This is a genomic window from Bartonella sp. AA83SXKL, assembly GCF_042196965.1.
Taxonomy (GTDB): Bacteria; Pseudomonadota; Alphaproteobacteria; order Rhizobiales; family Rhizobiaceae; genus Bartonella.
The window spans coordinates 310-569 of record NZ_JBHIRG010000323.1 but is presented as its reverse complement, the minus strand read 5'-3'; the positions used below and the strand labels follow the sequence as shown (position 1 = coordinate 569).

Below are 260 nucleotides of genomic sequence, written 5' to 3'. Positions count from 1 at the left end.
CTGAATAGCAAGCTGCTTTTTATCTTGAACCATATATGCTGCATCACGCATTAAAAATTGTTCAAACATCTCTTGAAAATTTGAAACATGAGGCCCTGTCAAAATAGCTGAACCAAGCAAAGCTAACTCCAATGGATTGTGTCCACCCTCTCCACATAACGACTTCCCAAGAAAAGAAACTTTCGATAAGCGAAGAAAAAGCCCCATTTCCCCAATCGTATCTCCTAAAAAAACGTCCGTATCCCTCTCTGGAGCAGCAG

Annotated in this window: 1 pseudogene; it reads right to left on the bottom strand. The window is 41.2% G+C overall.

Annotation, left to right across the window (positions count from 1 at the left end):
* A pseudogene (locus ACFINO_RS11405) lies at positions 1 to 260 on the bottom strand (3-deoxy-D-manno-octulosonic acid transferase); the annotation flags it as partial.